At 38.4% G+C, this 23,807-nt stretch carries 27 protein-coding genes; 10 read left to right on the top strand and 17 right to left on the bottom strand.

What is annotated here, in order from left to right:
* Nucleotides 1-11: 11 nt before the first annotated feature.
* Both AB657_RS07850 and AB657_RS07845 read right to left on the bottom strand, forming a co-directional pair.
* Nucleotides 12-581, bottom strand: coding sequence for an L-threonylcarbamoyladenylate synthase (locus tag AB657_RS07850; protein WP_047245986.1), 570 nt, complete (start codon nt 579-581; stop codon nt 12-14).
* A 6-nt stretch (nt 582-587) separates the two neighbouring features.
* Nucleotides 588-1,451, bottom strand: a complete 864-nt coding sequence (locus AB657_RS07845) for an ATP-grasp fold amidoligase family protein (protein ID WP_047247876.1) — start codon at nt 1,449-1,451, stop codon at nt 588-590.
* A gap of 101 nt (nt 1,452-1,552) precedes the next feature.
* On the opposite strand from AB657_RS07845, the gene AB657_RS07840 reads away from it, so the two are divergent.
* Entirely contained in the window at nt 1,553-2,371 is an 819-nt protein-coding gene (locus tag AB657_RS07840) for a glycosyltransferase family 2 protein (RefSeq protein WP_047245985.1), read from the top strand.
* On the opposite strand, the gene AB657_RS07835 is transcribed toward AB657_RS07840, so the two are convergent.
* Nucleotides 2,353-3,147, bottom strand: a complete 795-nt coding sequence (locus AB657_RS07835; RefSeq protein ID WP_047245984.1) for a glycosyltransferase family 2 protein — start codon at nt 3,145-3,147, stop codon at nt 2,353-2,355. The genes AB657_RS07840 and AB657_RS07835 overlap by 19 nt on opposite strands.
* A gap of 157 nt (nt 3,148-3,304) precedes the next feature.
* On the bottom strand, nt 3,305-4,417 hold the full coding sequence (gene glf, locus AB657_RS07830) for a UDP-galactopyranose mutase (protein ID WP_047245983.1): 1,113 nt from the start codon (nt 4,415-4,417) through the stop codon (nt 3,305-3,307).
* 142 nt (nt 4,418-4,559) lie between these two features.
* On the opposite strand from glf, the gene AB657_RS07825 reads away from it, so the two are divergent.
* On the top strand, nt 4,560-5,588 hold the full coding sequence (locus tag AB657_RS07825) for a beta-1,6-galactofuranosyltransferase (RefSeq protein ID WP_047245982.1): 1,029 nt from the start codon (nt 4,560-4,562) through the stop codon (nt 5,586-5,588).
* Nucleotides 5,589-5,591: 3 nt separating this feature from the next.
* Here AB657_RS07825 and AB657_RS07820 read toward each other — a convergent pair whose 3' ends face one another.
* Nucleotides 5,592-6,407: a 2,3,4,5-tetrahydropyridine-2,6-dicarboxylate N-succinyltransferase gene (locus AB657_RS07820; protein WP_047245981.1), complete on the bottom strand. Its 816-nt coding sequence runs from the start codon at nt 6,405-6,407 to the stop codon at nt 5,592-5,594.
* 101 nt (nt 6,408-6,508) lie between these two features.
* Between AB657_RS07820 and ruvX the strand changes: the two genes are divergently transcribed.
* From ruvX to AB657_RS07805, 3 genes are all read left to right on the top strand, one after another.
* Entirely contained in the window at nt 6,509-6,919 is a 411-nt protein-coding gene (gene ruvX / locus AB657_RS07815) for a Holliday junction resolvase RuvX (protein WP_047245980.1), read from the top strand.
* A complete protein-coding gene (gene def, locus AB657_RS07810; protein WP_047245979.1) occupies nt 6,920-7,510 on the top strand; it encodes a peptide deformylase in 591 nt (196 codons plus the stop codon).
* Between the two features lie 62 nt (nt 7,511-7,572).
* The gene (locus tag AB657_RS07805) at nt 7,573-8,028 is read left to right on the top strand and encodes a DUF5606 family protein (protein WP_047245978.1); all 456 of its coding nucleotides are present in this window, start codon (nt 7,573-7,575) and stop codon (nt 8,026-8,028) included.
* A gap of 82 nt (nt 8,029-8,110) precedes the next feature.
* On the opposite strand, the gene AB657_RS07800 is transcribed toward AB657_RS07805, so the two are convergent.
* From AB657_RS07800 to AB657_RS07770, 7 genes are all read right to left on the bottom strand, one after another.
* Nucleotides 8,111-9,724, bottom strand: coding sequence for a family 20 glycosylhydrolase (locus AB657_RS07800; protein ID WP_047245977.1), 1,614 nt, complete (start codon nt 9,722-9,724; stop codon nt 8,111-8,113).
* A complete protein-coding gene (locus tag AB657_RS07795; RefSeq protein ID WP_232304860.1) occupies nt 9,721-10,404 on the bottom strand; it encodes a GDSL-type esterase/lipase family protein in 684 nt (227 codons plus the stop codon). Before AB657_RS07795 ends, AB657_RS07800 begins: the two co-directional genes overlap by 4 nt.
* An 87-nt stretch (nt 10,405-10,491) precedes the next feature.
* Nucleotides 10,492-11,355, bottom strand: a complete 864-nt coding sequence (locus AB657_RS07790; RefSeq protein ID WP_047245976.1) for an alpha/beta hydrolase — start codon at nt 11,353-11,355, stop codon at nt 10,492-10,494.
* A 12-nt stretch (nt 11,356-11,367) separates the two neighbouring features.
* Entirely contained in the window at nt 11,368-12,090 is a 723-nt protein-coding gene (locus AB657_RS07785) for an MIP/aquaporin family protein (protein WP_047245975.1), read from the bottom strand.
* Nucleotides 12,091-12,142: 52 nt separating this feature from the next.
* Nucleotides 12,143-12,601: a DUF1569 domain-containing protein gene (locus tag AB657_RS07780; RefSeq protein WP_047245974.1), complete on the bottom strand. Its 459-nt coding sequence runs from the start codon at nt 12,599-12,601 to the stop codon at nt 12,143-12,145.
* Nucleotides 12,602-12,639: 38 nt separating this feature from the next.
* Nucleotides 12,640-13,524 (bottom strand): SMP-30/gluconolactonase/LRE family protein, encoded by an 885-nt coding sequence (locus AB657_RS07775; RefSeq protein WP_047245973.1) that lies wholly within the window; start codon nt 13,522-13,524, stop codon nt 12,640-12,642.
* 63 nt (nt 13,525-13,587) lie between these two features.
* The gene (locus tag AB657_RS07770) at nt 13,588-14,418 is read right to left on the bottom strand and encodes a sugar phosphate isomerase/epimerase family protein (protein WP_047245972.1); all 831 of its coding nucleotides are present in this window, start codon (nt 14,416-14,418) and stop codon (nt 13,588-13,590) included.
* A 114-nt stretch (nt 14,419-14,532) separates the two neighbouring features.
* On the opposite strand from AB657_RS07770, the gene mazG reads away from it, so the two are divergent.
* From mazG to AB657_RS07745, 5 genes are all read left to right on the top strand, one after another.
* Complete coding sequence (gene mazG, locus AB657_RS07765) at nt 14,533-15,309, top strand: nucleoside triphosphate pyrophosphohydrolase (protein WP_047245971.1); 777 nt, start codon at nt 14,533-14,535, stop codon at nt 15,307-15,309.
* 177 nt (nt 15,310-15,486) lie between these two features.
* On the top strand, nt 15,487-16,854 hold the full coding sequence (locus AB657_RS07760; RefSeq protein WP_047245970.1) for an MATE family efflux transporter: 1,368 nt from the start codon (nt 15,487-15,489) through the stop codon (nt 16,852-16,854).
* A 54-nt stretch (nt 16,855-16,908) separates the two neighbouring features.
* On the top strand, nt 16,909-17,136 hold the full coding sequence (locus tag AB657_RS07755) for a hypothetical protein (protein ID WP_047245969.1): 228 nt from the start codon (nt 16,909-16,911) through the stop codon (nt 17,134-17,136).
* Nucleotides 17,137-17,139: 3 nt separating this feature from the next.
* A complete protein-coding gene (locus tag AB657_RS07750) occupies nt 17,140-17,709 on the top strand; it encodes a phosphatase PAP2 family protein (RefSeq protein WP_047245968.1) in 570 nt (189 codons plus the stop codon).
* A complete protein-coding gene (locus tag AB657_RS07745) occupies nt 17,706-19,364 on the top strand; it encodes an ArnT family glycosyltransferase (RefSeq protein WP_047245967.1) in 1,659 nt (552 codons plus the stop codon). Before AB657_RS07750 ends, AB657_RS07745 begins: the two co-directional genes overlap by 4 nt.
* Here AB657_RS07745 and AB657_RS07740 read toward each other — a convergent pair.
* From AB657_RS07740 to AB657_RS07720, 5 genes are all read right to left on the bottom strand, one after another.
* A complete protein-coding gene (locus AB657_RS07740) occupies nt 19,361-20,245 on the bottom strand; it encodes a lysylphosphatidylglycerol synthase transmembrane domain-containing protein (protein WP_047245966.1) in 885 nt (294 codons plus the stop codon). The two genes, AB657_RS07745 and AB657_RS07740, sit on opposite strands and share 4 nt — an antisense overlap.
* Nucleotides 20,235-21,188 (bottom strand): glycosyltransferase family 2 protein, encoded by a 954-nt coding sequence (locus tag AB657_RS07735; RefSeq protein WP_047245965.1) that lies wholly within the window; start codon nt 21,186-21,188, stop codon nt 20,235-20,237. The genes AB657_RS07740 and AB657_RS07735 overlap by 11 nt, the downstream gene beginning before the upstream one ends.
* A 68-nt stretch (nt 21,189-21,256) precedes the next feature.
* Nucleotides 21,257-22,243 carry a methylmalonyl Co-A mutase-associated GTPase MeaB gene (gene meaB / locus AB657_RS07730; protein WP_047245964.1) on the bottom strand — a complete coding sequence of 329 codons (987 nt, stop codon included), beginning with the start codon at nt 22,241-22,243 and terminating at the stop codon, nt 21,257-21,259.
* Nucleotides 22,244-22,280: 37 nt separating this feature from the next.
* Nucleotides 22,281-22,844, bottom strand: coding sequence for a DUF2911 domain-containing protein (locus AB657_RS07725; RefSeq protein ID WP_047245963.1), 564 nt, complete (start codon nt 22,842-22,844; stop codon nt 22,281-22,283).
* A gap of 38 nt (nt 22,845-22,882) precedes the next feature.
* A complete protein-coding gene (locus tag AB657_RS07720; RefSeq protein ID WP_047245962.1) occupies nt 22,883-23,791 on the bottom strand; it encodes an aldose epimerase family protein in 909 nt (302 codons plus the stop codon).
* Nucleotides 23,792-23,807: the final 16 nt, after the last annotated feature.

Genomic DNA, 23,807 nt, shown 5'->3' with positions numbered 1-23,807 from the left:
TTTCTCCACCATTATTCCCTAATCACTTTTACAAGCCCGTCGCTACCCAATTTTATGATAGAGGACGGAACGGGGCGCTCATTTTCAGGCTGCAAATTTACCACATAGTCTACACCTGATAAAATGGCCTTGTCAATTTCTTTGAAACTAGTCGGGGTTTTATGGCCTGCTATATTCGCAGAGGTAGAGACTATGGGTTTTTTAAACTTACCTATTAGGTATTTACAGAACTTATCGGAAGCGACCCGTATGGCTATAGTGTTGTCTTCAGCTATAAGGTTTTTGGCAAATCCTTTTGGTTTATCATAGATAATAGTAGTAGGTTTTGTCGCTATATCCATAATATCATAGGCCAGCTCCGGAACGTGCTCTACATGTTTTTCGAGCATAAAGTCGTTGGCCACAAGGCAAATCAGTGCTTTGCTATCGGCTCGTTGTTTTAGCTCGTATACTTTTTTTACCGCTGTGGTATTAGTGGCGTCGCAGCCAATACCCCAAACCGTATCTGTAGGGTAGAGTATGAGTCCTCCATTTTCCAGAACTTCGATACATTTATTGATTTCTGTCTGATCAGGTTTCATGTTGAACTAAATTGTGGTGATATATTTTTGGCCTTTTGGAATTTTGGGCAATACAAAATAATCGCCTATTATTTTGTTATACTTTTCAGGTAAAAATCTTTTTCTTGCATCCGTAGGATAAAATGTCATTTCCCCGAAAACGGTCTTTCCTTCTATTGAGTAAAGGTCTACCCTCACAAAAGGGAACTTTTCGGAAAGTTTTATGGCTACCTCTTTCATTTCATCAAAATTGGATGGTTTTTGTACCTCTCCCGTATAAAATGGATTTTGTTCGGTATAGAATTCCTGTTTGTTCCAATCCATATCGTAATAACATCTGTAATTGTTGATGCCCCTTTCCAAGTCTATTTGAACAAATTTTGGTACTCCGTTGAAACAGAAAAATTTATAATCGTTGATGATGTCTTGCCCCATCTCCTCTAAATATTTTTCTACTAGAAGCAAAGGTTTTACATCTTTGTAAGCCCATTCCATGCCTCCTCTGTAATACTGGTTTTTATTCATCCATTTTTTGAGTAAATACCTGGACTTCATTCGGTTGAGTTTGGATTTGTCCTTTACGATCAGGTTAAAATGAAAACCGTGCACTCCTTTGATGACAAATTGATCCGGAAGAGAATCGAAATCTATTTTAGAAACACTGTCGTACACACCAATAGTTTCGTTTAGAATATGGTCCCCAACTTTTTTTTCTACATATGACTTTACATGGTATTTGTCTACCAACTGGTTTAAAATCTTAGGTCTAAAAAAAACCTTGTACCATGAAATTCTTTCGTTGAAATCTTTAGGGTCGTCATAATCAAGTTTGTTACCCGAATAATATTCGTAATAAATCTTTACATAAAGTTCTTGTGGTAAAAACTTCATTTTTTTAAGAAGGCCGTAAATTATCTTTTTCAAAGTGGTTGAAATAAAATTTGTGAAGAAAGCAAAGATATACAATAAGACTTTTATATTTTTGTCCGACTATGGAGATTCCTAAAATATCTGTCATTGTAAGTACCTATAATTCCGAAGAATGGTTAAAGAAGGTACTTTGGGGGTTTAATTGCCAGACTTTCAAGAACTTTGAAGTTGTTATTGCGGACGACGGTTCTGGGCCAAAGACGAAAGAACTCATCGAAGAATACAGCAAAAAGGTATTTTATCCTATAGTTCATGTTTGGCAAGAGGACGACGGTTTTCAAAAATCGCGTATTCTTAACAAAGCGGTAGTTGCCTGTAATGCCTCGTATATAATTATGACCGATGGGGACTGTATTCCCCGAGAAGATTTTGTTCATGTACATTATTTGAACAAAGAAAAGGGGTATTTTATATCTGGAGGTTATTATATGTTGCCCATGAACATCTCTAAGCAGATCACCCTTGAAGATATTGAAAAACAAAGATGTTTTAATATTAATTGGTTAAAAGAAAAGGGTATACCGAAAACTTTTAAGAACAATAAATTGACGGCCCACGGGTTTTTGTCAAAGTTTTTAAACTGGGTTACGCCTACGAATGCAAGTTGGAACGGTCATAACTCATCTGGGTGGAAAGTTGATATAATGAATGTTAACGGTTTTGACGAACGTATGCAATATGGCGGTCAGGACAGGGAGCTTGGTGAACGTTTGTTTAATTTTGGAATAAAGTCCAAACAATTGAGGTATAGTGCTGTTTGCGTGCACCTAGACCACAAAAGAGGATACAAGACCCCTGAATCTATAGAAAGGAATTTAGGAATACGAAAGAAGACAAAACAAGAAAAGAGGGTGTGGACTTACTATGGCATTACCAAATAGTAAGCTAATTTGTTTTTTAGTTCCAGTCTTTTTAGTTCTTTGAATCTTTCCAATACACCCAAAGCGTTTAAGTAGCAGATTATGAATCCTTTTTTACCGTCAAGGATACCCAACCTTAAGAAGTAGTGGTTAAAGAATTTCCAACCGGTCTTTAAATACATGGAAATGTAGTTGAACTGTTTTTCCTTGTAAAAACATTCGATAGCCTTTAATTGCCCGTATTTAAGCATTTTAGACTTGTAATCTTCGTAATTTTTGTAACAGTAATGTGTTAGTTTTGACTTTAAGATGCCAGATTTTCCATCAACATCCAATGTCTCATGAACTATTTTTCTATCTGAAAATTTAGCTTTACTTTTTCTGAAAAGTCTGTAATTTTTATCGGTTTGCCACCCACTGTATTTTAGCTTTTCATTTTTGAACATGAACTGTCTATAAAACCAATAGGCAACTTCGTCCTTGTCGGACGATATGGTGGCTTTAATTTCTTTTTCCAATTCGTTGGGCACTACTTCGTCGGCATCTAAGAAAAGAACCCAGTCATTTGAAGCTTGTTTTAGGGCAAAGGATTTTTGAGCCGTAAAATTTTCAAAAGGATTTTGAATGACCTTTACTTTCGGATGCTCTAAAAGATATTCGTACGTACCATCGTTACTAAAAGAATCTACTACAATAATTTCATCGGCAAAAGAAATGGAATCGATACATTTTTGGATGTATCCCATTTCGTTATAAGTAATTATTAGTGCGGTTAATGATTCTTTTTTTACGCTCATTTTATTGACTTTAATTAAATCAACTTGTTGGTTGACAAAGTTATAACAAAAAAGAAATCAAAAAATTGTAAAAAGAGGTATTTTTCTTACAAAATTTATTTTACGTTTCCTATATAATTCGTTTTTATTTAGATTCTAAAAAATAGAATGGTTGCGTCTATTTTTCGAAAAGATTTTTAGTTTTTGTCAAGGCGGCCGCTATTACCTGATGCATATCATAATACTTGTATTCGGCTAGCCTACCACCGAAAATAACAGAGTCTTTGCTGGCCTTCTTTTTGTATTCTAAATATATTTTATTATTTCTGTCATCGTTGATAGGGTAATAGGGTTCCGATTCTGTAGAAGCTTCTAACGGAAATTCTTTGGTGATGACCGTTTTTTTCTGTTGGCCGAATTCGAAATGCTTATGTTCTATAATTCTGGTGTATGGTATTTCGTTTTCTGTATAGTTGATTACGGCATTGCCCTGGTAATTATCGGTATCTAATAATTGGTGGTCAAAACGTAGTCCTCGATACTGGAGCTTGCCAAACTCATAATTATAAAATTCATCTATTTTTCCTGTAAAGACGATTTGGGTAGCTTTATCGTCAAGGGCTTTCTTGTGCTTAAAGTAGTTGACGCCTAGCTGTACATCGATGCCTTCTAATAATGCTCCCGTTAACTCATTGTACCCTCCTATAGGTATACCTTGATAACTATCGTTAAAATAATTGTTGTCGAACGTGAAGCGCAAGGGCAGTCTTTTTATAATAAATGCAGGAAGTTCGGTCGCTTTTCTTCCCCACTGTTTTTCTGTATAACCTTTTATCAATTTAAAATATATGTCTTCCCCTACAAGTGATAATGCTTGTTCCTCTAAATTTTCGGGCCTGTTTTTTTTGTGTTTATTACTTTGTTTTTCAATAATCTCTTTGGCCTCCAAAGGCGTTTTTACGCCCCACAATTGGTAAAAGGTGTTCATGTTAAAAGGTAGGTTGTACAATTTACCTTTATAATTTGCTACAGGGGAATTCGTGTATCTGTTAAAGGGAACGAAATCATTTACATAGTCCCAGATTCTCTTGTCGTTAGTATGAAATATGTGGGCGCCATAGGCATGTACGTTAATGTCTTCTATTTTTTTACAAAAAGTGTTGCCCCCAATATGTTCTCTTTTATCTATTACTAAACTACTCTTGCCGTGTTTTTTAGCTTCGTGGGCAAAGACGGCACCGTATAATCCGGCACCGACAATAAGAAAATCATACTTTTTGTTTGCTGGCATAATTCAATATTTGTGGTGCCAAAGATACAGTTTGGAATATTTATTTTTGGAGCCGCAATAATTATAAAATTAATATGGGAGTAATATGTTTGTTCTTCAAATATGCTAAAATTGCAATTCTTGAATCTTATAAAGTCTTTAAATGAACTCTAATTATTATATATCTAGAAATTATAAATTCTCTAAAAATGCCGCATCCAAGCCAAAGATGGATTGTGAGATGGTTTTGGAAAAGAACGGTTTTAAAAATTTGGGTTTTAGACAAACCAATCACCCAAGTTCTGCCTTAGGGGCGATCATTAGTTTTTTTGGTATTACCAAGGGGCTGTTTTTATTGCCCCGAAAGTCGGTTTTTTGTATGCAATATCCACTGAGTAAGTTCTTCGGATATATGACAAATATCGTGGCCCTTAAAAAATGTAAGCTTATCATTATTGTACATGATGTAAAGTTTTTGATGGGGAAGACCTCTAATCTCAAAAAAGAAATGGCCAAATTCAACAGGGCCGATTTTTTAATAGTTCATAATGAATCTATGAAAAAATGGTTTCAAGAAAATGGGTGTACTGCCCAGTTGGTGAGTTTAGAACTGTTCGACTATTTACATAAAAGTGAAAAACACGCTACCTTGAATACGCCCTATGATGTTGTTTTTGCAGGAGGATTGGGAAAGGAGAAAAGCGAATTTTTGTACAGTGTGGACCAATTGAAGCCATCTAGTTACAAATTGAAGTTGTACGGAAACGGTTTTAAGGCTTCCGATATAGAAAGGTCCGATTCTATTTTAGATTATCAAGGTGTTTTTTCGCCCGATGAAGTCATCGACAAAATAGAAGGATCTTTTGGGTTGGTCTGGAACGGGAACGCCCTTGATGAATGCTCGGGTGATTTCGGAAAATACCTGTTATATAATAATCCGCACAAAACATCATTATATCTTTTGTGCGGATTACCTGTTATAGTCTGGAAAAAGGCCGCCATTGCCAAGTTTATAGAAAAAGAGCAAATAGGTATTACCTTAAATTCTTTGAACGAGATGGACGAGGCCTTGGCGAACATTGATCACCAAACATACAATGCCATGGTAGATAGGGTCGAAAAGATAAAGTCGAAAGTATCCTCTGGCCACTACCTATCTGCGGCAATACAAAAAGTATTGGAAAAGATTTGAATCTTAAACCGCTACATCATATTCTCTTAGGGCATCGTTTAACGAGGTCTTTTTGTTAGTGCTTTCTTTCCTTGTTCCAATAATCAAGGCACATGGTACTTGATATTCGCCTGCTGGAAATTTTTTGGTATAACTACCAGGTATTACTACCGAACGTGCTGGTACTACACCTTTTCTTTCTACAGGGGTATCTCCGGTAACATCAATTATTTTGGTAGATGCCGTAAGAACTACATTGGCTCCGAGTACGGCTTCTTTTTCGACCTTTACGCCTTCTACAACAATGCATCTAGATCCGATAAATGCATTGTCTTCGATGATAACGGGTGCTGCCTGCAAGGGCTCCAGTACCCCTCCGATACCAACACCGCCGCTTAAATGAACATTTTTTCCAATTTGAGCACAACTGCCCACCGTGGCCCAAGTATCTACCATAGTGCCCTCGTCCACATAGGCCCCAATATTTACATAACTGGGCATTAATATGGTACCTGGAGATATATAGGCTCCGTGTCTTGCAACGGCATTTGGTACTACACGTATACCTTTTTCTTTATATCCTCTTTTTAGGGGCATTTTATCATGGTATTCAAAAATACCTGCCTCTAAGGTTTCCATTTTTTGTATTGGGAAATATAGTACCACTGCTTTTTTAACCCACTCGTTTATCTGCCAACCATCTGCAGTAGGTTCTGCACAGCGCAGTTTTCCTAGATCGATCAGGTCAATAACCTCTCTAATGGCTTTTTGGATAGCTTCCTCTTTTAACAAGTCTCTATTTTCCCAAGCTTTCTCTATGGTATTCTTTAATTCTGTCATTTTTATAGAAAATTTTGTCAAATATAAGTGGAAGTGTATGAATTCCCCATGAGTAAAACCACATATAACAAATTATCCTTTATTTTTGCCAAAAATTAAGTTTGGGAAGGATTCTTGCATTGGATTATGGACAAAAGCGGACGGGTATAGCGATCACTGACGAACTTCGTTTGATAGCTTCTGGGTTGACAACGGTTCGCACAGAGGAACTAATTTCTTTTTTGACCAAATATCTAAAAGAAGAAAATGTGGACGAGTTGGTCATAGGAGAACCAAGGCAAATGAACAATGACCCATCTGAATCAGAGGCTTTTATTGGTCCGTTTATTAAAAAACTAACAGAACATTTTCCGCATATCCCGATCAAACGCCAAGATGAACGCTTTACCTCAAAGATGGCGTTTCAAAGTATGATTGATGGCGGACTAAAAAAGAAACAAAGAAAAAACAAGGCATTGGTAGACGAAATCAGTGCAACGATTATTTTACAAGATTATTTAAAGAATTTATAAATGATATTACCGATTATAGCCTATGGTGATCCTGTTTTAAGGAAAGTAGGTAAAGATATAGATAAGGATTACCCTGATTTTAAGAACCTTGTGGCCAATATGTGGGAGACTATGTACAATGCCAGTGGGGTCGGATTGGCCGCACCTCAAGTGGGTTTGCCCATCCGATTGTTTGTAATAGATGCCTCACCTTTTTCGGATGATGAGGACCTAACCGAAGAGGAACAAAAACAACTAAAAGGCTTTAAGCAGGTATTTGTAAACGCATACATAGAAGAGGAGTCCGGTGAGGAGTGGGCGTTTAATGAAGGCTGTTTAAGTATACCTGAAATACGAGAGGATGTAAGTAGAAAGGGTACTATCAAAATAACTTATTTTGATGAGAACTTTAAAAAACATACCAAGACCTACGATGGTCTTTTAGCCAGAGTAATCCAGCATGAGTATGATCATATAGAAGGTATTCTCTTCACGGATAAATTATCTTCCTTAAAAAAGCGACTTTTAAAAGGAAGGTTGTCCAATATATCAAAGGGAAAAGTTAGGGTAGATTATAGAATGCGGTTTCCCGAACTAAAAAAAGGACGTTAAATACATTCCATAATCAAGAGAAAAATGTAATCTTTGTCCATTAAAATTTTTAAATAAAGCATATGGGATTGGAGAAAATATTGTCAGTTGCCGGAAAACCAGGTTTGTATAAACTTATTACCCAAACTAGGACCGGTTTTGTAGCTGAGTCCTTATTGGATGGTAAAAAGATTAGCGTAGGTTTAAGAAGCAATGTCAGTGTACTTTCCGAGATTGCGATTTATACATTGGATGAAGAATTGCCCCTAAGAGAGGTCTTTGTGAAAATTCAGCAAAAAGAGGACGGTAAAAAAACATCTATTAGCCATAAAGACGAAAAGATAAAACTAGAGGAATACTTCTTTGAGGTATTGCCTAATTACGATGAAGATAGGGTATATGCCAGTGATATAAAGAAGATCATTCAGTGGTACAATATATTGGTAGATAAGGGAATTACAGATTTCTCAAAGAAAGAAGAAGATGTTGTAGAAGCCAAAGAAGAGGCCAAGTCTGAAATAGAGGCAGAAGACAAATAGATCATAGACCTTAGGTCTTACTGTAATATAAAAAAGCCCTGATGTAGAATCAGGGCTTTTTTATACGTGTATAATTTTATGGTCAGTCTTTTTCGATAGTCTTATAGCTAAATCTGCTCTGCTTCCAATCTATTAAGGGTGATGGGTAGTATTTTACGTTCATCCTGTCCAAGAAGGGAGCTTGATCGGCAAGACGTATTTTGTAATTTTCCCAATCCCTATTTTCAGAAATGCTCCAACTTAACTCCGAGTAACCTATGATTCTCGGAAAAGCTAGGTACTCCAACTCATCAATATTGCTGATGGTCTCTGACCATAAGGGGGCTTCAACCCCCAGAATATTCTCCATGGGTATGCCATATTCTTCCGGAGTCCATTGGTAGGCAGTATCTACCGGAATATAGGCCGCCCAGTGTAGCCCCAGTTTGGATAAGCTGTCATATTGCATATCCAAGTAAGCCTTTTTAGCAGGAGATAATATCACTTTCATATTTTTCTCAACCGCTTTTCTTGCATTTTTTTCACTGGCCCACCATTGTGATATTGATGTAGAGTCAATATCGGCATTGGCGATCTCGTCCCAACCGATCATGCGTTTACCGTACTTTTGAACGATTTTTTCGACCTTGTTTACGAAGTATATGTAATCATTTTTCTTTGTTACATGGCTTTCGTCTCCGCCCATATGAAAATAAGGGCCTGGTGTAATTTCAGATATTTCCCTTACCACATCGTCAATGAAGGCATAGACAGTATCTTTTCTGGTGTCAAAGGTGCTGAAACCTACCCGCATGCCCTCGTATAGTTTTGGTGTTTTTCCGTTTCCGTTTAAAAAGGGGTACGATACGGATGCCGCATTGGTATGGCCCGGCATATCTATCTCTGGTATAATGGTCATAAACCTTTCTGCGGCGTACCTTACTATTTCTTTGTAATCTTCTTGGGTGTAGTATCCGCCACTTTCTCCACCTACTTCCGTGCTTCCACCTATCTCTGTAAGTCGTGGCCATGATTTTATTTCAATTCGCCACCCTTGGTCATCGGATAAGTGAAGGTGAAGTACGTTTATTTTGTAATAGGACAATAGATCTATGTATTTTTTTACATCTTCTATACTAAAAAAATGACGGGCAACATCCAACATAGATCCCCTATACGAAAAATTAGGGTTGTCTATAATTTTACCGGACGGTACGGGCCAAATTTTCTGAGGGGCCAACGTGTCATTGCTTTCATGGGGTACAAGTTGTCTTAAGGTCTGAATTCCCCTAAATGCGCCTTCTGCCGTATTTGCATTCAGTATAATGGAATCTTGGTTAATATAAAGTTGGTATGCCTCTGCACCGTCCAATTCCAAGCTGTCCGATTGGTTTATGAAGATGATACGTTCTACCGTGTTCGAGTTTTGGCCGTTTACAGGAATATCCAATGCTGTTTTGGCCTTTAGTTTATCGGCCAAAAAATGGGCGACTTCCTCAAAACCTGTAGCATTTTTGGGAGTGTAGATAGCGGTAAACTGATCTAACGCAAATGCTGAGTTGGTTGGTACCGTTTTTAAAGGTTTTGGTATAAGGCTTGCCTTTGACAAATCTGTAGAAGGCATAGGAATACGTTTCTTTTGTTCTTCTTGGCATGATAAAGCGATCAAACCAAGGGTAAAGAAAAAGGTAATTCTGATAATAACAGTTCTTATCATTTTATGGTTTTTGGGTTGTTTACAAAATCTTTTACGGCCATGTACCATAGGTCGTATCCCTTTTGGTTCATGTGTAAGCCATCTGATATAAAAATATCGTTCTTTACTTTTCTTCCATCCATCATTGGTGTCCAAACATCTATAAAGTCCAAAGATTCATCTTTTTGGGTTAACCTTCTTAGCTTTCTGTTCAGTTTTTTATACTTTCCTCTAAATTTCCATCTGCTAAGACTTGGTTTTGCAGAAAGCAATATAATTTTCACTGTAGGATCGTTCTGTTTGAGCCTATCTATAATTTTTTCAGTCGTAAAAATCACCTCTTTAGGTTTTTTCTTTGCGAAGATGTCGTTGTCACCTTCGTAAATAAATACTTTTTTTGGATTGTATTTTAATACCAAATCATCTAAAAAGTATAATAGGTCGGATGCTTGCGAACCTCCAAAGCCCGTATTTAAAATCTGATGTCCAGGGAATAGGGAAGGGAGATTTTTCCACATACGGACAGATGAGCTTCCGGTAAACACGATGGTTTCTTGTGTAGGGTCCCAGATAGTATCATATTTTTGGGACAATTCCTGTACTTCATTGAAAAAAGGGACAGTTTCTTGTGCGTTTAAATTTATGGTAGTGCCTATTATGAAAACTACCAATGCCTTGATCAAATGTATTCTGTTGTTCAATTTATAGATATGTTTTTAAGGGTTGTAATTACAGATAAACATAAGAATAATATAGGATAAACCTCTAATTATATCTAGTTGTCCTATCTATTTGACGGGTATTTCCAATTTGGCCCATTCGTAGAAACGTTGGATCCAATTATCGGAGGGTAACCCTTGCTTTTTCATGCCAAAACCGTGTCCACCTTTAGAGTACATGTGAAGACCGGCCGTTTTATTCGCTTTCAACCATGAGGTATATAGTTCTATGCTGCCGGTAGCGAGGCCCAATGGATCGTCCGTAGCACAGATGACCAGCATTGGAGGGGCATCTTCAGGAGCTTTTTGTACAGGTAGGGCGGTGGTCCAAGGGTACACCGGTACAATAAAATCGGGTCTGTTCTTTTCGTTGTAATTGTACGCTACCCCCATGGTTACGGCTCCTCCGGCAGAGAAGCCCATGAAGCCTATTTTTTGAGGGTTAAGGTTCCATTTAGAGGCATTGGTACGTACGTACTCTATAGCAGATAGGCCATCTTGAATAGAAAGAGGCATTACTGGTGTTATTCTTTCGGCAATGCGCTGAGGGTTTGTGGAGCCTTCTACAGTAATTTCTTTTACGCCGTCTTCACCAGTAGGTACTAGTCTATATTTAAGTACAAATGCCGTGATTCCTTTTTCGTTCAGCCATTTGGCAACGTCGGTACCTTCACTTTTGATACTTAGGGCGTACAGACCTCCACCTGGGGCAATAATTACACTTTTTCCATTGGGATTATCCGGTACAAAAACCTGTATGGTCGGTATGGATACATTGGTTACTACCTCGTTTTGCCATATATCTGAAAAATATTCTTTTTCGCCACCTTTCCAGGTTACGTTGTTGTTGGTCTCAAAAGGCAATTGAATAACAGTCTGGGCAAAAATAGAAGTGGTCATACACAGGATCAAGCTTAATAATGTGATTTTCATAATTGTTGTGTGTTAGTTTAAAAGGGTAAAAGCAAAGGCAGCCAATATGGCTCCCAAAACTGGGCCAATAATGGGCACCCATGAATACTGCCAATCACTACTCCCTTTGTTTTTAAGAGGTAAAATGGCATGTAGGAGCCTTGGTCCAAAATCTCTGGCAGGGTTAATAGCGTATCCGGTAGTGCCTCCAAGTCCAAAACCGATACCTATAACCAATAAGGCTACGGGAAGGGCATCTAATGAACCTAGGGAAATAGTTTCCTCGCCTATGGCGCCTCCTGCAATATAAAATACACCGAATACCAAGACAAAGGTTCCTATTGTTTCGGAGACCAAATTCCATCCCGGACTTCGTATTGCCGGTGATGTACAGAAGGTAGCTAAAAGTGCTCCTTGGTCCTCAGTGGCATCATATTGTTTTTTATAGGTCAACCAAATTAATAGATTGCCCATCATGGCCCCTAAAATTTGAGCTACGACATAACCCGGCACCATGGTCCATGAGAACTTGCCTGCCGTGGCCAATCCGATAGATACCGCTGGGTTTAAGTGGGCGCCACTGCCATCTGCGGAAACAAAAACCCCTATAAATACAGCAATGCCCCATGCCAATGAGATACCTGTCCAGCCTGCATCGGCACCTTTGGTCCCTTTTAATACTACATTGGCAACAACACCGTTACCTATTAATATTAGCATTGCCGTGCCAATGAATTCAAAAATGTAAGAGGTCATTTGGTTTTTTGTTTTAGCTTATTAAGATAAAAAAATAAGAGTATTTATATTATTAAACAGCAAATTGCTGAAGGTGGTGATCTAGATGCTTAGAGAAAAGAACATTCCATTCTTTTTCGCTCAATTTGCCAAAGGCATGTGACTCTTTGCCATCAAAGTATTCGCCTCCCAACTGTTGTGTTTTTTGAATATGGGCAATAAGTCTATCCCGTTCCCTTTCAAAATCCCTTTCGTCGCTTATAATAAAAATAGGGGAGGTGCGACTGTTCTTTTTATAAGGTTTTGGGCCTACTACGATATTTTTTGCGAATAGTTTTATCAAAATTTTTTGAAACCCCTTTGGCTTTTTATACTTGTTCGTATAAACCAGTTCATAAGTAACATTGCAATGTGCGAGCATCTGCGAAACATTCATTTTACCCCATTTAGGACTAGTTTCGGGAGTCAAGAGGTTAATGCGTTCTATTATCTCTTCGGATGCGACTTTGTCGAATAAATTTTTCCAAACCATAATTTTAATGTGATAGGTTTTTGTTGTTTTTTAAGGAGTTATCTAACTCCGTTAACGGCCATCTCTAAGGTGTAAACAGCGTTCATTGCCGTGATGAACAATATGTTTTGCGAAGGTCCGCCAAAGGTTACATTAGCGGTCCATTCTTCGGGGACATCAATATGTTGGATCTTGTTTCCTTTTTTATTAAAAACTGTTACTCCGTCTCCTGTAAGATATACATTTCCTTGGTTGTCGATGGTCATGCCGTCAGATCCCATTTCGCAAAAAATTTTCCTGTCCGTAAGGCTGCCATCTTTTTGAATGGTGTATTGGTAGGTTTTTTTATCACCTATATCCGATATGTACAACTGCATGCCATCGCCAGAACCTATAATACCGTTCGGATTTATAAAATCATCGGCCACTATTTTTATTTCTTGGTTCTTTGGGGTGTAATAATAAACACGTCTTTCTTTGATCTGCTCTTTTGTATGTTTCCACCAAGACCGTTCGTAATATGGATCCGTGATATAGATGCCACCTTGGGCATCTATCCATAAATCGTTGGGCCCGCCCAATAATTTGCCTTCATAAGAATCTATTAGGACGGTAACACTTTTCTCGGTATCGATTTTCCATAACTCGTTTTTTTCGTCTGCGCAAGAAATTAGATTTCCTTGATGGTCAAAGTAAAGACCATTTGAACGGCCGCTAGGTTTCATCCAAACGCTGACCTTATTGTCTTTATAGCTCCACTTTACGATTCTGTCGTTGGGTTGGTCCGTAAAATAAACATCCCCGTTTTTGTCAACTGCAGGTCCTTCGGTAAACTCAAAACTGTCTGCGACCAAACCCAGTTTTGCCCCATCGGCAATAATATTTTGGGCGAAAATTGTGGTATGGAAAAGAAAAAAAGAAAGTAATGGTAAAAGAAATTTCATGAGGTCTTTAGTTGGTTAAAGAGTTGTACGTTGGTTTTCGATGATATTAAATAATAAGAAATACTATAATCGTTTTAAATATGCCATATTATGTTTCATACTTTCTAAAGGAGTGCTGGCATATTCTTCCTGTTCTATTAATATGTGTTTCACCCCACTGGCTTTTTGGTTCTGCATCATAGTTTTAATGTCAAGAACTCCTTTCCCGAATTCGGTGCTTTCTTTCTTTTTCATGTCCATGTCTTTTAAATGCCAAAGAGGAAAGCGTCCAGGGTATTTTTTAAAATAATGTAATGGGTCCTTGCCGGCAATCACCACCCAACCTAAATCTAATTCCATATGAACAAGATCAGGTTCTGTATGGTCCATTAAAACATCATAAAGTACTTTTCCTTGGTCCGATTCAAATTCATATTCGTGGTTGTGGTAACCAAAGTGTATGCCGAGAGATTTACATGCCTCCCCTGCATTGTTGAATTTTTCGGCGACTGCTTTATATTTGTCAACGGTTTGTCCTTTTGAAGGCATCGATGAGCAAATCAAATATTCTTGGCCTGCCTCGGCTGCCTCGTCCATGGTGCGTTCAAAGTTTTTGTCTAAATGTACATGGCCGCTCACAAGTTTCATTCCTAGGTCTTCACATGCTTTTTTCATGTCTTTTGGGGATAGGCCATAATAATGCCCTTTTGCACTTTTTGCGGATTCTATTTCTTTGATTCCTATAGCTGCGATCTGTTTTAAGGTACCCAATGCGTCTTTGGCCATGGCATCTCTGAAACTATATAGCTGCACTCCAAATTTTTGTTGTTCTATAGAAGGTGTTTTAAACGAGGGCAGTAACATAGCCCCTGCGGATAATATGCCGGATCTAACCAAAAAATCTCTTCTTTTCATATTGTTGGTTTGTTAGTTAAAATGCTGCGAAAAATTAAAATTAACGGCAACTAGTTTGGTAAGTTACTAAATATAACAACACTTTCTGTGCGTATAGATTTGTACTTTTGCAGCATGAATACAAGAAAGGAAAAATTAGAGGCTTTTGATCGATTATTGACAATAATGGACGAGCTGCGCACCCAATGCCCATGGGACAAGAAACAGACCATGGAGAGTTTAAGGCATCTTACCATCGAAGAAACGTATGAACTTGGTGATGCTATTTTGGATTACGATATGAACGACATAAAAGGTGAATTGGGCGATTTGTTGTTACATATAGTTTTCTATGCAAAAATTGGGTCGGAAACCAATGATTTTGATATAGCGGACGTAGCCAATGGAATTTGCGAAAAGTTGATAAACAGGCACCCGCATATATATGGTGACGTTTCTGTAGAGAATGAGGAAGAAGTAAAACAAAATTGGGAAAAAATTAAACTGAAAGAGGGCAAAAAAAGTGTATTGGAAGGTGTTCCTAGAAGTTTGCCCGCATTGGTGAAGGCCAATAGAATACAAGATAAGGTGGCCGGTGTGGGTTTTGATTGGGAAGAGCCCGAGCAGGTTTTTGAGAAGGTGCAGGAAGAATTGGGGGAATTACGGGAAGAAGTAAAGTCAGGGAATAAGGACAAGATAGAGTCCGAGTTTGGTGATGTACTTTTTTCAATGATAAATTATGCGCGATTTCTGGGTGTAAATCCTGAAAATGCATTGGAGCGTACCAATAAAAAGTTTTCAAAAAGATTTCAATTTTTAGAAAAAGAGGCGACCAAGAAGGGTACTTCGTTAAAAGATATGTCCTTAGAAGAAATGGAGGTTTACTGGGAGAAGGCAAAAAAAATGGATTAGTATCGTACAACTGTTATGTACAGGTACATGTTCTTTATAAGGGAACCTGGTAACAAAACGGTTCATCACAATTTTAAATCGACAATAAGTTAAGGGATTTTAATTGGGGTAGGGTAGAAAAAGAAATGCATATGGCGTTTTTAAAGGGTATCTTTGCCCCTTCAAAATTTTAGTCAATTGTTTAAGAATTATACAAAAGAGTTTGGTTACAATATTAAACTCTCGGTTCCGGTCATTTTAGGAATGTTGGGGCATACCTTTGTACAGTTTGCAGATAACATAATGGTGGGGCAGTTAGGTACGGCCGAATTGGCGGCCGTATCTCTGGGCAATAGTTTTGTGTTCATAGCCATGTCGTTGGGCATAGGGTTTTCGACGGCTATTACACCATTGGTGGCAGAGGCAGATGGTGCGGGTAATAAAAGTAATGCCAAAAGTGCCCTGAAACATGGTTTGGTCCTATGTTCCATTTTGGGCTTGTCTCTGTTCTTGTTAATATTAGGGGCAAAGCCTCTAATGTATTTTATGAAACAGCCAGAAGAGGTGGTTACCTTGGCCATGCCCTATCTTGATCTGGTGGCCTTTTCATTGGTGCCGATGATTGTTTTTCAGGCCTTTAAACAGTTCTCCGAAGGGTTGTCGCAGACAAGATACCCCATGTATGCCACTATTTTGGCAAATGTGGTGAACATTACTATAAATTATTTATTGATTTTCGGTGCTTTTGGTTTTCCTAAATTGGGCATTGTGGGGGCGGCCATAGGAACCTTGGTGTCTAGATTGGTCATGGTGCTTTATATATGGATGCTTCTAAAGAGTAAGAAAAAATTTCATGATTACGTGACAGGGTTCGATTTTAAGAATATTGAACGGCGCGTGATAAAAAAAATAATCTCTTTAGGTTTTCCTTCTGCATTGCAAATGTTTTTTGAAGTGGCGATTTTCACGGCGGCCGTGTGGCTAAGCGGGGTGCTGGGCAAAAACCCCCAAGCGGCCAATCAAATTGCCCTGAACCTTAGTAGTATGACATTTATGTTCGGAATGGGATTGGGCGTGGCCGCAATGATTCGCGTTGGTAACCAGAAGGGGTTAAGGAATTTTACCGAATTGCGAAGAATAGCACAGTCTATCTTTTTTCTCACCTTTTTGTTGGAAATAGTTTTTGCCATTCTTTTTCTTGTGGGGAGAAACTGGTTTCCGACCTTGTATTTAGACCTTGACGATGCCGCAAACTTTGTAGATAACACAAAGGTAATAGCCATGGCTGCCCAATTATTGTTGGTAGCTGCATTTTTTCAGATTTCAGATGGGGTTCAAGTTGTAGTATTGGGGGCGCTCAGGGGATTGCAAGATGTTAAAGTTCCCACCTTTATTACATTTGTAGCGTACTGGTTAATTGGTTTTCCTACGTCTTATTTCTTAGGCCTGCATACAGGGTTAGAGAGTATGGGAATATGGGTGGGACTGCTCACCGGGCTTACGTCATCGGCCATTATGTTGTATCTTCGATTTAATTATTTAACCAAAAAATTAATACAGAATTAAAGTGTTCCCATTTCGATTATCGAAAGAAGGGATTCTATATTTAAAACGTTATCAATGGAATTACCCAAGTTTTTATTAGGAGACAATACAGATTATCCGAATGCCATATTTATTGTCCACACAGATTATCCTCGTTTTGTCATTAATTTGGAAAATGATGAGGTAGAATGGTTAGAGGAATTCTCAAAGGAAGACGAAAAAGAGCTAGAGACCGAAGCGGAAAATCTTATTGAGGCGGCAACAGCTTTCTATGATAGGGAGGTGTCTAGGTATGAAGAATAGTATATGCTGGAGGAATTAGTACATATAGACAAAGAGGTTTTTATCTATTTGAACGGATTGGGCAGTCCTGCTTGGGACAACTTATGGCAATTTATATCCAGTAAGTATAGTGCCATTCCCCTTTATCTTTTTTTATTGATACTCTCGTATCAAAAATTAGGATTAAAAAGAACCTTTTTATTAGTGGTTTCGGTGGCCTTAATGATTACCGTTTCCGATCAGTTAAGCAATTTTTTCAAGTATGGTGTAGCCAGGTTAAGACCATGTCATGATCCCGATACCATGAATGTAATGCGTTTGGTAAAAAGCTATTGTGGAGGTAAGTATGGCTATTTTTCCGCCCATGCCTCAAATGCCTTTGCCTTGGCCACCTTTTTTGGTGTCATCTTAAGGTCGCAATTAAGATATATAGGTGTATTCCTGTTGTTATGGGCTTCTTTGGTTGCGTACAGTAGAATCTATATCGGAGTACATTTTCCTTTAGATGTACTTACGGGACTGCTCATAGGAACATTGTTTGGGTGGGTATTTGCAAAGTTGTATATATTTGTACTTCCGAAATTTCCCCTATGATATCCAACTTAAGGTATTGGTTTTTAGTGTCTCTCGTGGTATTGGTGTATATCGCGGGTTCTTTTGTAACACTGTTTGAAAACGATTCTGCACAGTTTGCGGTAATGGCCATGAGAATGGTTCAAGAAAATGATTTTATTAATCTTTTTAAGGGGCCTAATGAATATTTGGACAAACCTCATATGCATTATTGGTTGGCCGCCCTATCGTATAAAATATTCGGGATACATGATTGGGCTTACCGTATACCGGGGATATTGGCGACTCTTTTAGGGGCTTACAGCTGTTTTGGGCTAGGTAAACTTCTTTATAACAAGAATACCGGAAAACTGGCCGCATTGATTTTTATGACGGCCCAGACCATTGTCTTGGGTGCTATAGATGTGCGTACGGATGCAGTTCTCACCGGATTTACTATTTTTTCTATTTGGCAATTGGCAAAATATGTTGAAAAAGGAAAATTAAGTGCCATACTTTTAGGGGCTTTTGGTGCCGGTATGGCCTTTTCTACAAAAGGGCAAATAGCTCTTTTGGTTATTGGGCTGCCTTTGTTATGTCATATTGCCTATGCCAGAAAATGGAAAAGGTTTTTAAGTTGGAAGGTAATATTGGCCTTGGTGGTTTTTGGTTTGACCATAGCGCCCATGTTGTATGCCTATTACCTACAGTTTGATCTGCATCCGGAAAAAATTATTAGGGGAAAATCTAACCGCAGCGGTATCTTTTTTATTTTCTGGGAACAAAGTTTTGAACGTTTGAGCGGTGAGGGTATAGGAAAGAACAGTAGTGACTATTTTTTCTTTTTTCATACCTTCTTGTGGGTTTTTCTTCCGTGGACAATTTTGGCATTGACCGCTTTTTGGTCCAAGGCCAAGACTTTTATAAAAAGTAAGCTTGTCCATAATTCTAAGTACGAATTTTTGACACTTGGCGGTATTACCTTGGTGTTTATTCTTATCAGTTTTGCGCAGTTTAAACTACCACATTATTTAAATGTTACCATTCCCTTGTTCTCGGTACTTACGGCTTCGTTCGTGTACGACCTTTATGCATCTGACAAAAAGAAGACAACAAAGATACTATTGAGGGCACAGTGCTTTGTTTTGGGTATTGTGTTCATTGCTTCGGCACTGATCTGTTTTTTTGTATTTGAGATTACTCAGGTGTATGTTTATGTTTTGTTGATGGCTTTTGCAACCATTACGGCATATTACACTGTAAAATCGGAGGATAAGAACAAAAGATTGGTAACTATTTCCGTTTGTGCCTCTTTGCTCTTAAATGCCGTTTTAAACCTTCATTTCTATCCACATCTTTTAGGGTATCAAGGAGGGTCTAACATGGCGAAGCTTGTAAAGGAAAACAATATACCCGTCGAAAATATTTATAAGATCGGAACGGATTATACGTGGTCTTTGGATTTTTACAATCAATCTCCTGTTAAGATCAGTACAGTAGAGGAGGTAAAGAATAAAAAGAATATATGGGTGTATGCCAACGAGAAAGAATTGGAGCGACTGAGGACATCAGGGTTGGATTGGGATAAGGAATATATCGTAAACCAATTTAGAATTACCCGTTTACAGGGAAAATTCTTGAATCCGAATACCCGAAACCGCGTTGTCAACAAGAGGTATTTGGTACACGTATATTAGGGTCGTTCTTCTTTATGTGATACTTCTAAGGGTATCTTTTTAAAATGATATTGGATTCCTATAAGGGAGACGACAGCGGTAATCAGAAAAAAAACAACGCTGATGCCCACAGCGGTATTTTCATCAAGATTTAGAAAGGCGGCACCATAGAAAAAGGTAACCTCTCGGCTTCCTACACCTCCTATGGTCAATGGCAATACAGATATGATCGACGAGATCAGAAATATGACCATATAGGCGATATTGTCCATTTGAATGTTCAAGGCCTCCATTATAAACCATACGCAGATAAGTTGTGCCAGTTGCACTAAAGAAGAATATCCTAACGACTTCCAAAATACGGATAGTACATAAGCAAAAAAGTATCTGTTCAGTACATAAAAAACCGATATCGAAAGCGGAATTCCCAATGCGAACAAAAAACGATAGGCTTCCAGTTTGGGGTTGTTGAGCAGTATGATCAAAGAACAGGCATAGATGAACAAAAGTAAAAGACCACTTAACCGGTCCAGTACAAGTACACTGACGACCCTTTTTGTGGGTACATCAAAGTTTTTTTTGATGAGATACCCTTTATAGGCATCGCCACCAATGCCACCGGGAAGAAAAAGATTATAGAACATACCTAAAAAATATAGTTTTAGGTTGCTTTTTTGGGTAAGCCAAACATTCAACTTGTGAAGGTACTCGTTAAGTCTTACGGCTGAAATCACTTTTGAAATGACAAAAAACACCAAAGCTAATGTTAGGTACCATATATTGCTTTTTTGTAATGTTTTGCCTATTTCTTGAATATCGATCTTTGTCCATATAAAATAGATAAGCAAAACGCTTATGACAATTTTTAGGGCAGTAGTAAAAGTCTTGCGCCTACTTGCCACCGATGGTCACTTTTTTAATGCGATATGGTCTTTTCTGTTGAGACTCATAATAGGTTCTTATCAATAATTCCATTACAATACCAATGGTAAACAACTGTATTCCTCCTAATATGAACATCATTCCGAACATTAGCAAGGGGCGGGTACCAATGTCCTGGCCCAAACCAAGTTTTACGATCAGTAGATATATATTGATCAACACCCCCAACAAGATCAATAGAAAACCAAAGATCCCGAACAAATGTATAGGACGTTGAAAGTACTTGCGAATGAACAATAGTAACATCATATCCGCTACCACTTTAAAAACACGCTCCAATCCATATTTGGAAACGCCGGCATGTCTTGCATGGTGTTTTACGGGTACTTGTTTTATCTGTGCCCCTTCTAAATGGGCCAGTAGGGTAATAAAACGGTGCATTTCGCCGTAAAGATTTAGGTCTTTGGCGATGTCTTTTGTGAAAACTTTTAATGCACAACCATTGTCTTTTATATCTAGTTTGGTGACCCTTCTTACTAGATAATTGGCAATTTTTGATGGTATTTTTTTAACCAACGAGTCTTTACGTTTTTGACGGATTCCGGTAACCAGATCATAATCGTCATTTACCGCATATGATAGCATTTGTGGTATATCGCTCGGATCGTTCTGCAGGTCACCGTCCATTGTAATAATATAATCCCCCTCTGCATAATCTATACCTGCGGCCAAAGCCAAACTTTGTCCATAGTTCTTTTTTAGTTCTATAAGATGAACCTTGTCATCGTTCATGGCCTTTACAACCTGCTTGGTTTTATCGGTAGAAAAATCATCGATATATATTATCTGATAATCATACCCAATAAGGCTTTCATGTATCTTTTGGGTCAAAAGGGCTACATTTTCTTCTTCGTTGTAAAGTGGAACTACTATTGAAAGTAGCGAATGGGTGACAATATCCATCAAGTCGGTTTTGGATTAAAGGGCAAAGTTATGTTTTTATCCTTAAAATGACGGAAAGGATTTACTAGTTAACCATTTCTATATATTTCAAGTAACTCTTCGGCCGCTTTAAAAGGGGAGAGGTGCCCGTTTATCACTTTTTCCTCTATCTCTATAAGTAGGGGCTTTATCTTCGGGTTTTGATAAAAATCCGTTTTAAGATGATGATCTATATGTTGTATTAACCAGCTTTTGTTTTGTTGTTTTCTACTGGCCGCAAAATGTCCGGATGCTTTGGTTTTGTTCACGAATTTTTGAATGATGGACCATATGGTGTCCAGACCAATATTTTTTAGGGCAGAACAGCTGGTCACTTCTGTCGCCCATCCATTTTCTTTAGCAGGAAATAGGTGTAGGGCCCTTTTAAGTTCGCTTTCTGCTAATTTCACCTGTTTCATATTTTCTCCGTCCGCCTTGTTAATGGCAACGGCATCCGCCATTTCCATAATGCCCCTTTTTATTCCTTGTAGCTCATCACCGGCACCGGCCAATTTTAAAAGTAAAAAGAAATCGACCATATTGCTTACCGCAGTTTCACTTTGGCCCACGCCAACGGTTTCAACAATAATTACGTTGTAACCCGCTGCCTCAAGAATAACAATGCTTTCCCGAGTCTTTTTTGCTACACCTCCCAGCGAATCTCCTGCCGGGGAAGGTCTTATAAAAGCATTGGGGTCCTTTACCAGTTCTTGCATACGGGTCTTGTCGCCCAAAATACTTCCTTTGCTAAGACTACTGGTCGGATCTATAGTGAGTACTGCTACTTTTTTACCCAATGAGGTAAGCATTTTCCCGAAGTTCTCTATAAAGGTGCTTTTGCCTACGCCGGGTACCCCGGTAATACCTATACGTATGGTATCGGTCTTTTGAATAAGGCACGCTTCTATAATCTGGGCAGCTATCTTTTGGTGTTCATGTTTTGTGCTTTCAACAAGTGTTATGGCCTTTCCAAGGGCAGTGGTATCATTTGCCAATATGCCTGCGACCAACTTGTCTGTAAAATCGGATGAACCCATGATGTTGTAGCTATTTTTTACCGGTTACGGTTCTATTTTATTTGTTAATGGGAACGTTGGCTATTTTGTCGTCCCAAGAAAGGCTTAGGTACAACTGGTCTCTGTCTTCGATAAAATCGATGGTAAAATTTTCGATAGGTTGTTGGGTATTGCGTGCAGGTACCTCAACCTGTATAACATCTTCACTGGCATTTCTGGTAGTTTGTGTACCGCCACTTAGAATGCTTACGCCCCAATCGGGAATTTCTTTATTGAAGATTATCTTCCATACGTCTTTATTTGGGATGGTCCAAAGAGAATAGGTGCCGGCGGACAAAGGTTTGTCTATGATCTTAATGTCTTGCGATGTGGTAAATGTAGTAGGTTCATTGGCGCCGGTACGCCAAACTTTGTTATAGGGCACCAGATTACCGAATATGGCACGACCTTTTTTTGAGGGGCTTGAGTAGTCTACCAAAAGTTCGGCTCCCTCTAAGTTATAGGTGGCCGTTTTTTCAGGGCTATGCTTTTTGGTCTGTTTCCTCATTAAAGGCATACCCACCCAATAAAATAAAGCCCCTATAACCAGAAGGCCGATAAGTAATCTCTTAAGTAATTTCATGAGCGGCAATTTTTTATCGTTTTTAGAATAATCGTATTCTAAACTATTAGGTCAAACTTAAAAATGGATATATTGTTATAGGTTTCTCCAGGTCTTAAAATAGCACTGGGGAAATCTTCTTGATTGGGTGCATCCGGATAGTTCTGTGTCTCAAAACAAATGGCAGAAAAATCTTCGGGGGTATATACGATCAATGCAGGTTGGTTGGTGTATACCTTCATGGAGATGCCCGACTTTTCAGAACTTAGTTCGGCTACTTTCTCGTTGCCCAAATCTTTAATAAAAGGCGTATTAAAGCGTTGTACCCCAATTTTTTTCGGAAGCAGAAAATCGTAGTTCGTTTTTCTAACAGGTAGAATATTCCCCGTAGGCAATAAATTTTCCTGCATCTCCAACATATAAGGGCAATTTAATTGAAGTCTGTTGTCGTCTATATAAGGTTCGTCGTCCAGTTTAAAATAAGAGTGGTTGGTAAGATTTACTACCGTACTTCTGTCCGTTACCGCTTCGTGAATTACCTGAAGGGCGTTGTGCACCAATTTGTAGGTGATGTTCACCGTAAGGTTGCCCGGATACCCTTCTTCCAAATGTTTGCTTTTGTAAGATAATTTTACATAGGGATCGTCAGAATACGAAACTTCTTCTATGGTCCAATACTTTTGATGAAAACCTTCTTTTCCGCCATGTAAATGAACACCATCTTCTTGGTAGAGAAAAAACTTTTCACGGTCCAAGGTAAAACCGCCATTGGATATACGCCCGGCGTAACGACCAACACAGGCACCCAGACAATTGTCATCCAATCGGTATCTACTTGGATGGTTATAGCCAATGACAACATTATGGTGCTTGCCATCTTTTCCCTTGACCAATAACTTCTGTATTATGGCACCATAATCCAGCACCATAAGGGTCATAAACTCGTTGGATATCGTAACTTGTTTCAAACGCGAATTTTAAAAA

The sequence above is a fragment of the Maribacter thermophilus genome (assembly GCF_001020565.1).
In the GTDB taxonomy this organism is placed as follows: domain Bacteria; phylum Bacteroidota; class Bacteroidia; order Flavobacteriales; family Flavobacteriaceae; genus Maribacter; species Maribacter thermophilus.
The sequence above is the reverse complement of the archived record's forward strand: the minus strand, read 5'-3'. Positions and strand labels throughout refer to the sequence as shown.

Bases quoted from the DNA above. Each gene is read 5' to 3' on its own strand.
- AB657_RS07745 (WP_047245967.1), top strand. From the start codon at position 17,706: ATGATATCCAACTTAAGGTATTGGTTTTTAGTGTCTCTCGTGGTATTG.
- AB657_RS07820 (WP_047245981.1), bottom strand. From the start codon at position 6,407: ATGACAGAATTAAAGAATACCATAGAGAAAGCTTGGGAAAATAGAGAC.
- AB657_RS07840 (WP_047245985.1), top strand. From the start codon at position 1,553: ATGGAGATTCCTAAAATATCTGTCATTGTAAGTACCTATAATTCCGAA.
- AB657_RS07770 (WP_047245972.1), bottom strand. From the start codon at position 14,418: ATGAAAAGAAGAGATTTTTTGGTTAGATCCGGCATATTATCCGCAGGG.
- glf (WP_047245983.1), bottom strand. From the start codon at position 4,417: ATGCCAGCAAACAAAAAGTATGATTTTCTTATTGTCGGTGCCGGATTA.
- AB657_RS07785 (WP_047245975.1), bottom strand. From the start codon at position 12,090: ATGACCTCTTACATTTTTGAATTCATTGGCACGGCAATGCTAATATTA.
- AB657_RS07805 (WP_047245978.1), top strand. From the start codon at position 7,573: ATGGGATTGGAGAAAATATTGTCAGTTGCCGGAAAACCAGGTTTGTAT.
- AB657_RS07835 (WP_047245984.1), bottom strand. From the start codon at position 3,147: ATGAGCGTAAAAAAAGAATCATTAACCGCACTAATAATTACTTATAAC.
- AB657_RS07755 (WP_047245969.1), top strand. From the start codon at position 16,909: ATGGAATTACCCAAGTTTTTATTAGGAGACAATACAGATTATCCGAAT.
- AB657_RS07750 (WP_047245968.1), top strand. From the start codon at position 17,140: ATGCTGGAGGAATTAGTACATATAGACAAAGAGGTTTTTATCTATTTG.
- AB657_RS07735 (WP_047245965.1), bottom strand. From the start codon at position 21,188: ATGGATATTGTCACCCATTCGCTACTTTCAATAGTAGTTCCACTTTAC.
- AB657_RS07850 (WP_047245986.1), bottom strand. From the start codon at position 581: ATGAAACCTGATCAGACAGAAATCAATAAATGTATCGAAGTTCTGGAA.
- AB657_RS07790 (WP_047245976.1), bottom strand. From the start codon at position 11,355: ATGAAAATCACATTATTAAGCTTGATCCTGTGTATGACCACTTCTATT.
- meaB (WP_047245964.1), bottom strand. From the start codon at position 22,243: ATGGGTTCATCCGATTTTACAGACAAGTTGGTCGCAGGCATATTGGCA.
- mazG (WP_047245971.1), top strand. From the start codon at position 14,533: ATGAATACAAGAAAGGAAAAATTAGAGGCTTTTGATCGATTATTGACA.
- def (WP_047245979.1), top strand. From the start codon at position 6,920: ATGATATTACCGATTATAGCCTATGGTGATCCTGTTTTAAGGAAAGTA.
- AB657_RS07825 (WP_047245982.1), top strand. From the start codon at position 4,560: ATGAACTCTAATTATTATATATCTAGAAATTATAAATTCTCTAAAAAT.
- AB657_RS07775 (WP_047245973.1), bottom strand. From the start codon at position 13,524: ATGAAATTTCTTTTACCATTACTTTCTTTTTTTCTTTTCCATACCACA.
- AB657_RS07780 (WP_047245974.1), bottom strand. From the start codon at position 12,601: ATGGTTTGGAAAAATTTATTCGACAAAGTCGCATCCGAAGAGATAATA.
- AB657_RS07725 (WP_047245963.1), bottom strand. From the start codon at position 22,844: ATGAAATTACTTAAGAGATTACTTATCGGCCTTCTGGTTATAGGGGCT.
- AB657_RS07845 (WP_047247876.1), bottom strand. From the start codon at position 1,451: ATGAAGTTTTTACCACAAGAACTTTATGTAAAGATTTATTACGAATAT.
- AB657_RS07800 (WP_047245977.1), bottom strand. From the start codon at position 9,724: ATGATAAGAACTGTTATTATCAGAATTACCTTTTTCTTTACCCTTGGT.